This window comes from Streptococcus sp. F0441 (assembly GCF_000314775.2).
GTDB lineage: Bacteria > Bacillota > Bacilli > Lactobacillales > Streptococcaceae > Streptococcus.
This window is the reverse complement of sequence record NZ_KB373321.1, coordinates 1,287,633-1,296,853: the sequence shown is the minus strand read 5'-3', so window position 1 is coordinate 1,296,853 and position 9,221 is coordinate 1,287,633. Positions and strand designations below refer to the sequence as shown.

The 9,221-nt window shown below is 42.9% G+C and carries 7 protein-coding genes; 5 read left to right on the top strand and 2 right to left on the bottom strand.

Going from position 1 to position 9,221, the window contains the following annotated elements; genetic code table 11:
- A partial coding sequence (locus tag HMPREF9188_RS06250) for a Cna B-type domain-containing protein (RefSeq protein WP_009730289.1) occupies nucleotides 1–1,566 on the top strand: 1,566 nt, incomplete at its 5' end.
- Nucleotides 1,567–1,651: 85 nt separating this feature from the next.
- Here the strand turns inward: HMPREF9188_RS06250 and HMPREF9188_RS06245 are convergent.
- Nucleotides 1,652–2,188, bottom strand: a complete 537-nt coding sequence (locus HMPREF9188_RS06245; protein WP_000709007.1) for a biotin transporter BioY — start codon at nucleotides 2,186–2,188, stop codon at nucleotides 1,652–1,654.
- Nucleotides 2,189–2,331: 143 nt separating this feature from the next.
- On the bottom strand, nucleotides 2,332–3,678 hold the full coding sequence (gene gor, locus HMPREF9188_RS06240; protein WP_009730288.1) for a glutathione-disulfide reductase: 1,347 nt from the start codon (nucleotides 3,676–3,678) through the stop codon (nucleotides 2,332–2,334).
- Nucleotides 3,679–3,944: 266 nt separating this feature from the next.
- Here gor and HMPREF9188_RS06235 point away from each other — a divergent pair, with 266 nt between their 5' ends.
- The 4 genes from HMPREF9188_RS06235 to metG all read left to right on the top strand — a co-directional run bounded on the left by HMPREF9188_RS06235 (nucleotide 3,945) and on the right by metG (nucleotide 9,207).
- Nucleotides 3,945–5,129 carry an efflux RND transporter periplasmic adaptor subunit gene (locus tag HMPREF9188_RS06235; protein ID WP_009730287.1) on the top strand — a complete coding sequence of 395 codons (1,185 nt, stop codon included), beginning with the start codon at nucleotides 3,945–3,947 and terminating at the stop codon, nucleotides 5,127–5,129.
- Nucleotides 5,113–5,814 carry an ABC transporter ATP-binding protein gene (locus tag HMPREF9188_RS06230; RefSeq protein WP_009730286.1) on the top strand — a complete coding sequence of 234 codons (702 nt, stop codon included), beginning with the start codon at nucleotides 5,113–5,115 and terminating at the stop codon, nucleotides 5,812–5,814. The genes HMPREF9188_RS06235 and HMPREF9188_RS06230 overlap by 17 nt, the downstream gene beginning before the upstream one ends.
- Entirely contained in the window at nucleotides 5,815–7,074 is a 1,260-nt protein-coding gene (locus HMPREF9188_RS06225) for an ABC transporter permease (protein ID WP_009730285.1), read from the top strand.
- A gap of 135 nt (nucleotides 7,075–7,209) precedes the next feature.
- Nucleotides 7,210–9,207, top strand: a complete 1,998-nt coding sequence (gene metG, locus HMPREF9188_RS06220) for a methionine--tRNA ligase (protein WP_009730284.1) — start codon at nucleotides 7,210–7,212, stop codon at nucleotides 9,205–9,207.
- Nucleotides 9,208–9,221: the final 14 nt, after the last annotated feature.

The following is a 9,221-nucleotide window of genomic DNA, read 5'->3' as shown; positions in this document are numbered from 1 at the left end:
GATGCCGAGAACCAAGACGGCAAACGTCCAGGATCAGTCACAGTTAAACTTCTTGCAGATGGTCAAGATACAGGTAAGACCCTTGAATTGACTGAAGCGAACGGTTGGGCTGGAAGCTTCACAGACCTTGATGCTGATAAGGGTGGCACACCTATCCAGTACACTGTAGTAGAAGTAACTGTTCCTGGTTACACTTCAGAAATTACTGGTGACGCTGCATCTGGGTTCACCATCACAAATAGCTATTCTCCAGAAACAGTTGATGTAAAAGCAACTAAGAACTGGGATGACGCGAACAACCAAGACGGTAAACGTCCAACCAAGATTACAATCAATCTTTTAGCAGACGGTCAGAAAGTTGATTCGAAAGAAGTTCAAGCAGCCGCAGATGGAACTTGGACTGTCGAATTCACGAAATTAGCAAAATATAAAGATGGTAAAGAAATCAAATACACTGTAACCGAAGAAACCGTAGCAGAATACGAATCAACTATTACAGACTTTACCATCACAAACAAATATGCTCCTAAAGCAATCGACTACAAAGTAACAAAAGTATGGAACGACGCGAACAACCAAGACGGCAAACGTCCTGAGTCCGTAACCGTTCAACTTTATAAAAAAGTAGGAAATGCGGATCCAGTAGCCGTTGAAGGTAAGAAATTGACCTTGACAGCTAAGGATAAGACTGACGCTAACACTTGGGTAGCATCCTTCACAAATCTTCCACAGTACGAAGCTGGTAAAGAGATCGCTTACTCAATCAAGGAAGTAGATGTACCAGCTGGTTATGAAGCCTCTGTGACTGGTCAAGTAGTGACTAACACTCACAATCCAGATACAGTTATCCTTTCAGGAACTAAGGTGTGGAAAGATAACAACAACCAAGACGGCAAACGTACAACATCTGTAAAAGTTCAAATTCTTAAAAACGATAAAGAAGTCGTTCAAGAAATTGAAGTTTCAGAAGCAACTGGTTGGAAGTTTGAATCAAAAGCACTTCCTAAGTATGAAAATGGTAAACTAATCGAGTACAAAGTCAAAGAAGTGGTTGTGAAAGGATATACTTCAACAATCACAACAGAAAAAGAAGGTAAGTACACCATTACCAATGAATATACACCAGAAAAAACTTCTATAAAAGGTCGTAAGATCTGGAAAGATGAAGATAACAAAGACGGTATCCGCCCAGCATCTATCACAGTGAAACTTCTTGCCGATGGTCAAGATACTGGTAAGACTGCGGTAGCCTCAGAAGCAACTGGTTGGACTTATGAGTTTACAGAACTTGAGCGTTATAAAGATTCTAAAGGTACAAAATTCAAATACTCTGTAGTAGAAGTCCCAGTTGATGGTTATACATCTGAAGTAGAAGGCTTCAATATCACAAATACATACGTTCCAGAAGAACCAACACCAGGTAAACCAAATGAACCAAGAAAACCAGGTCCAAAACCTCAACTTCCTAACACTGGTGAAAAAGCATCTAACGCAGCAGTAGTTGCAGGACTTGCTTTGATGGCAGTGACTGGTGGATTGTACTTTGTAAGCCGTAAAAATAAATAATCTCTAGATGAGAGATGATTTTCAGTTAGTTCTTAGGAAGTAATTGGAAAGGAAATAGTCCAGAACACTTGTTCTGGACTATTTTTTATCTTGAGAAATAAGGAAGGTTTTTCAATCGTTCTAGGAGGGGACGACCAATAAAACTAATCGCAATGATCTTACCAAGGTCAGGAAGGATAAAGGGAAGGATACCGACAGCGAGTGCTTTGTCAAGTGGCATACCAGCAAGGAAGTGGAGGCTGAGAATACCTCCGACAAAGACGAGTGAATCACCCAAGAGGTTGGCTAGGAAAATGTGAATATAGCCACTATTTTGATGGATGAGATAAGATGTAAGTCCTGCATAGACAAGGTCAAACCAAAGATAGCCTGAGCTTGGACCGACTAAAACGTGAAATCCAGCTCCTCCCCCTGCAAAAACAGGTAAACCAATGGCACCCAGTAGGAGATAGAGAGCTACAGATAGAACGGCTTCCCTGGGTCTAAAAATAGTAGCAATCAGACCGATCGCAAAGTTTTGCAGAGTGAAGGGGACAGGACCGATAGGGAGACTGATTTGTGCCAATACGGCGATGAGAGCAGCACCGATAGCAGGGATAGCATAGATATGAGCTTTCTTCAAAACTGTTAACCTCTTTTCAAAATTATAGTAACTATTATACTAATTCAGAAACAAAAGTCAACCTATTCTTCCAATCAAGGTAACATTTTTTGTAACAGCCGATTTTGCATGTAAAAAAGACCTTAAGAGGTCTCTTCTAGTATTTAGCGCATAGTCACAAATTCTTCTGAAGCGGTTGGGTGGATAGCTACTGTAGCGTCAAAGTCTGCCTTGGTTGCTCCCATCTTGATGGCAACAGCGAATCCTTGAATCATCTCATCCACTCCGTAACCGAGTCCGTGAAGGCCAACAACTTTTTCGTCAGCACCAGCTGTGATGAGTTTGAAGCGAGATTCCTGACGATGGCTTGTAACGGCTGAGTACATAGATGCAAAGCTTGACTTGTAGACTTTGATGTTATCTTGGCCGTATTCTTTGATAGCTTGATCTTCAGTTAAACCGACAGTTCCGATTGCTGGGTGGGAGAAGACAACAGTAGGGATAGTCGTGTAGTCCATCTTGGCATTTGTTTTTCCGTTGAAGAGGCGTTCAGATAGGGTGCGTCCTGCCTTGATGGCTACTGGGGTCAGTTCTTTCTCTCCAGTAACGTCTCCAAGGGCGTAGATGCCATCTACAACTGTATTTTGATACTCATCCACTTGGATAAATCCACGTTGGTTGAGTGTAACGCCGGCCTTTTCTAACTCCAATCCATCTACATTTGGACGGCGACCGGTAGCCCAGATAACTTGGCTTGCAATGTGACTAGAACCGTCTTCAAAATGAATCGTAATGCCTTGCTCCGTTTCTTCGAGCTTGACGGGTACCTTATGCGTGTGCAAAGGTAAACCTGTTTTTTCCATTTCATTGACAAGACCTTCAACGATGTAGCTGTCAAAACCACGCAAAGGACGATCGCGACGGACAAACAAATCCGTTTTTACTCCTAGCGCGTGGAGAACACCTGCTAATTCAACGGCGATATAGCCAGCTCCAAGAATCGCAACGGATTCAGGAAGTTGCTCCCAAGCAAAGACATCGTCTGAGCTACCACCGAGTTCAGCTCCAGGAATAGTTGGGATGCTTGGACGAGCGCCAGTCGCAATCACGATATGCTTGGCATGAATCAATTCACCATTGACGCTGACCGTATGAGCATCAACGAAATGAGCACGACCTTCAATCAAATCAACCCCATTGCGCTTGAAACTTCCGTCATAAGATGAGCGAGCACGGTCGATGTAGGCTTCACGGTTTTGACGAAGTTTAGCAAAATCAAATTGAACATCTGAACTTGTAAAACCATAGTCAGGGCCGTAGTGGTGGAAGCTTTCAGCGATTTGCGCTCCATACCACATGATTTTCTTAGGAACACAGCCGACATTGACGCAGGTTCCACCTAATTTTTTCTCCTCGATAACAGCTGCTTTAGCACCGTGTTCGCCAGCGCGGTTCATAGTGGCAATGCCACCGCTCCCTCCACCGATGGCGATAATATCATATTCTCTCATAGAAAACTCCTTATAGCTTTGATAGACATATTCTATCGTTTTTACCATTTGAATGCAAAAATCTGCTACGGTAAAAAAATTATAAAAACGCTTGCCAAATTCAAAAAGATATTGTATTATATATCTAGCACAATAATCCAATAAACGAATACCGAACGAAATAATGATCCTGAATTGTCATTGTTTCCATCTGAACTGTCATTGTTTGGGCTTGGTGTTTCTGATATAATGGTTTTTGTAATGCAAAATAATAAAGGAGCTTGAAAATGAAAAGAAATAAAAAGGCAAAAAAATGGCAATTATACACAGCGATTGGTGTTGCCAGTGTTATTGTTATCGGTGCTGCAGGGATTTTGATTTTTAGACAACCTTCCCAGTCAGCAGTCAAGGATGAAACCTCTCATATCGTTATTGCTAAGGAAGGTTCCGTTGCTTCATCGGTTCTCTTGTCAGGTACGGTTACAGCAAAAAATGAACAATACGTTTATTTTGATGCTAGTAAGGGAGATTTAGATGAAATTCTTGTTTCGGTTGGGGACAAGGTCGAAGAAGGGCAAGCTTTGGTCAAATACAGCAGTGCGGATGCTCAAGCTGCCTATGATGCAGCAGATCGTGCAGTTGCAAAGGCAGACCGTCATATCGAGGAGTTAAACAAAGCTCGTGAAAATGCATCAGCTGCACCAACTTCTCCACAGGTTCCAACAGAAGCTGGACTCCCAGAACAAGCGCAAGCAGCGACTTCTTCAGTATCTTCTATTGATTCTCAAATCAGTGATGCCAAGGATAACCGTGCAGATGCTGTGGCTCAGCTCAACAAGGCTCAAGCTCAGCTAGATGCTGCAACCGTCCTCAGTACACTAGAAGGGACTGTAGTTGAAGTCAATCGTAATGTTTCCAAATCACCAACGGGTAACAGCCAAGTGGTGGTACATGTTGTAAGTAATGAAAACTTGCAGGTCAAAGGGGAGTTGTCTGAATACAACCTTGCCAACCTTTCTGTTGGGCAAGAAGTTACCTTTACTTCGAAGGTCTATCAAGATAAGAGCTGGACTGGTAAGATTAGCTATATCTCAGATTATCCTAAAAACAATGGAGAAGCAGCAAATGCAGCCCTTGGAGGAAATACTGGGTCTAAATACCCTTATACTGTTGATGTGACCAGCGATATCGGTAAGTTGAAACAAGGCTTCTCAGTCAGTGTTGAAGTCAAAAACAAGAGTAAGGCTATCTTGGTTCCTTTGACAAGTGTTGTTACCGAAAATGATAAAAACTATGTTTGGCTCGTTGACAACCAGAAAAAAGCGAAGAAGGTAGAAGTTACTTTGGGGAATGCGGATGCAGACAACCAAGAAATTACTTCAGGTTTGACAGACGGTGCCAAGGTCATCAGTAATCCAACATCTTCCTTGGAAGAAGGAAAAGAGGTGAAGGCTGATGAAGAAACTAATTAGTCTCAAAAATATCTGCAGGAGCTATCGAAATGGTGACCAAGAACTACAAGTCCTTAAAAATATCAATCTAGAAGTTCATGAAGGTGAGTTTGTCGCTATTATGGGACCATCTGGTTCTGGAAAGTCTACCTTGATGAATACCATCGGAATGTTGGATACACCAACCAGTGGAGAGTACTACCTTGGAGGGCAAGAAGTTGCAGGTCTTGGAGAGAAACAACTTGCCAAGGTCCGCAACCAGCAAATCGGATTTGTCTTTCAGCAGTTCTTCCTCTTGTCCAAGCTCAATGCACTTCAAAATGTCGAATTACCCTTGATTTACGCTGGAGTTTCGGCTTCTAAACGTCGGAAATTGGCTGAGGAATTTCTGGAAAAGGTTGAGCTGACGGAGCGCAGTCATCATTTGCCTTCTGAGTTATCAGGTGGTCAAAAGCAACGTGTAGCGATTGCGCGTGCCTTGGTAAATAATCCCTCTATCATCCTAGCAGACGAACCCACAGGAGCCTTGGATACCAAGACGGGAAATCAAATCATGCAGCTGTTGGTGGAGTTAAACAAGGAAGGGAAAACCATTATCATGGTCACGCATGAACCTGAGATTGCGGCCTATGCCAAACGCCAGATTGTTATTCGTGATGGGATCATCTCGTCCGACAGTGCTCAGGTAGAAAAGGAGGAAAACTAGATGCAGAATCTGAAATTTGCCTTTTCATCCATCATGGCCCACAAGATGCGTTCCTTCCTCACCATGATTGGGATTATTATCGGGGTTTCGTCTGTCGTCGTCATCATGGCTCTAGGGGACTCCATGTCTCGTCAGGTCAATAAAAACATGACCAAATCACAGAAGGATATCCATGTCTTTTTCTCTCCTATCAAAAGCAAGGACGGCTCCTTTACGCAGAAACAATCCGCTTTGACAGTCAGTGGTAAAGAAGAGGATGTTCATGTTGAACCACCAAAACCACTGGAGTCTTGGGTCAAGGAGGCTGCTAAACTCAAAGGAGTAGACAGTTACTATGTCACCAACTCGACTAACGTTACCCTATCTTATAAGGATAAGAAGGTTGAACGAGCGACTCTGACAGGCGGAAATAGCACCTACATGAACGCAGTTGAAAATGAAATCGTTGCGGGTAGAAGTCTAAGACCGCAAGACTACAAGGAATTTGCCAGTGTGATTTTGTTGGATGAAGAACTAGCCAAGAGTTTGTTTGATAGTCCAGAAGCCGCGGTTAATCAAATCATCTCTGTCAATGAATTTAGTTACCGTGTGATCGGTGTTTATACTAGCAATGAAGCCAAAACTGCTAAAGCCTTTGGGATTGGTGGTCTTCCAATTACGACCAATATCTCTCTTGCAGCCAATTTTAATACTGATGAAATCTCGAACATCGTCTTTCGTGTCAATGATACTAGTCTAACGCAGACCTTGGGTCCAGAGTTGGCTCGAAAACTGACTGAGATTGCAGGTCTTCAACAAGGGGAGTACCAAGTTGCGGATGCTACTGCCGCCTTCCAAGAAGTGCAACAAATCTTTGGTTTTATGACCACTGTTATCAGTGCCATTGCAGGTATCTCTCTTTTTGTTGGAGGAACAGGTGTCATGAATATCATGCTGGTTTCGGTAACAGAACGCACGCGTGAGATTGGTCTGCGGAAGGCTCTCGGAGCTACACGAGCTAATATCTTAGTTCAGTTTTTGATTGAGTCCATGATCTTGACCTTGCTAGGTGGTGTTATCGGTCTTGGGATTGCTGCTGGAATGACCATGTTAGCTGGAGTATTGCTTCAAAACATGATTGCAGGTATCGAAGTTGGGGTTTCCCTCCCAATTGCTCTCTTTAGCTTGGCTGTGTCAGCAAGTGTTGGGATGATCTTCGGAGTCTTGCCAGCCAATAAAGCGTCTAAGCTCGATCCGATCGAAGCCCTTCGTTATGAATAAGATATAGAGCAGAAAAAACAAGATGGACATTTGTCTGTCTTGTTTTTGTATGGATTTTCCTATCGAAAATCACTAAAAATATGATATAATGAAGTATTAGAAAAACAGGTTTCATTTGCCTGGAAAGGAAAAATTATGTCTGAAAAGAATTTTTATATTACAACACCGATTTACTATCCATCTGGTAAACTTCATATCGGTTCTGCCTATACTACCATCGCTTGTGATGTCCTAGCTCGCTACAAACGCCTCATGGGCTACGATGTCTTTTATTTGACAGGTCTTGACGAGCATGGTCAAAAAATCCAGCAAAAAGCTGAAGAAGCTGGTATCACACCTCAAGCTTATGTTGATGGGATGGCGGTTGGAGTCAAAGAACTCTGGAAATTACTCGATATCTCATACGATAAATTCATCCGTACAACTGATGACTACCATGAAAAAGTAGTAGCTCAAGTTTTTGAACGCTTGCTTGCTCAAGATGATATTTACTTGGGTGAATACTCTGGCTGGTATTCAGTTTCAGATGAGGAATTCTTTACAGAAAGCCAGCTTGCGGAAGTTTTCCGTGACGAAGCTGGAAATGTAACGGGCGGTATCGCTCCATCAGGACATGAAGTGGAATGGGTTTCAGAAGAGTCTTACTTCCTTCGTCTCAGCAAATACCAAGACAGTTTGGTTGAATTTTTCAAATCGCACCCTGATTTCATCACTCCAGATGGTCGTCTTAATGAAATGTTACGTAACTTTATTGAGCCAGGTTTGGAAGACTTAGCGGTTTCTCGTACAACCTTTACCTGGGGTGTGCCAGTACCATCTAATCCAAAACACGTTGTCTATGTTTGGATCGATGCCCTTCTCAACTATGCGACTGCTCTTGGTTATGGTCAAGACGATCATACTAACTTTGACAAGTTCTGGAACGGAACAGTCTTCCACATGGTCGGAAAAGATATTCTCCGTTTCCACTCAATCTACTGGCCAATCTTGCTCATGATGCTCGATATCAAGTTGCCAGAACGTTTGATTGCCCACGGTTGGTTTGTCATGAAAGACGGCAAGATGTCTAAGTCTAAAGGGAATGTCGTTTACCCTGAAATGCTAGTAGAACGTTATGGACTGGATCCACTTCGTTACTACCTCATGCGTAGCCTCCCAGTCGGTTCAGATGGAACCTTTACTCCTGAGGACTATGTAGGCCGTATCAACTATGAATTGGCAAATGACCTAGGGAACCTCCTCAACCGTACGGTTTCCATGATTAATAAGTATTTTGATGGAAAAGTTCCAGCCTATGTAGAAGGTGTGACTGAATTTGACAATGCTCTTGCTCAAGTAGCAGAGCAATCTATCTCTGACTACCATACACACATGGAAGAAGTTGACTACCCACGTGCACTTGAAGCTGTCTGGACTCTTATCTCTCGTACCAACAAATACATCGATGAGACAGCCCCATGGGTCTTGGCTAAGGATGAAGCACTCCGTGACCAATTAGCAAGTGTTATGAGCCACTTGGCAGCCAGTCTTCGTGTCGTAGCCCACTTGATTGAACCCTTTATGATGGAAACCAGTCGTGCAGTCTTGACTCAGCTTGGTTTGGCAGAAGTTGCTAGCCTTGAAAACTTGAGCTTGGCTGATTTACCTGCAGGTGTGACTGTAGTTGCCAAAGGAACTCCAATCTTCCCGCGTCTGGATATGGAAGAAGAAATCGCCTATATTAAGGAACAAATGGAAGGCAACAAGCCAGACGTCGAGAAAGAATGGAATCCAGAAGAAGTCGAACTCAAACTAAGCAAGGAAGAAATCAAGTTTGAAGACTTCGATAAGGTTGAAATTCGTGTCGCAGAAGTCAAAGAAGTTTCTAAAGTGGAAGGTTCTGATAAGTTGCTTCAATTCCGCTTGGATGCTGGTGATGGTGAAGACCGTCAAATTCTCTCAGGAATTGCAAAATACTATCCAAACGAACAAGAATTGGTCGGCAAGAAAGTTCAAATCGTTGCCAACCTCAAACCTCGTAAGATGATGAAAAAATATGTCAGCCAAGGGATGATTCTCTCAGCTGAACATGATGGCAAACTAACCCTTCTCACAGTTGATCCAGCTGTACCAAACGGAAGTATGATTGGGTAATAGCAAAAAACCAA

Coding starts and splice junctions, on each gene's coding strand:
- HMPREF9188_RS06230 (WP_009730286.1), top strand. CDS start 5,113: ATGAAGAAACTAATTAGTCTCAAAAATATCTGCAGGAGCTATCGAAAT.
- HMPREF9188_RS06235 (WP_009730287.1), top strand. CDS start 3,945: ATGAAAAGAAATAAAAAGGCAAAAAAATGGCAATTATACACAGCGATT.
- HMPREF9188_RS06225 (WP_009730285.1), top strand. CDS start 5,815: ATGCAGAATCTGAAATTTGCCTTTTCATCCATCATGGCCCACAAGATG.
- metG (WP_009730284.1), top strand. CDS start 7,210: ATGTCTGAAAAGAATTTTTATATTACAACACCGATTTACTATCCATCT.
- gor (WP_009730288.1), bottom strand. CDS start 3,678: ATGAGAGAATATGATATTATCGCCATCGGTGGAGGGAGCGGTGGCATT.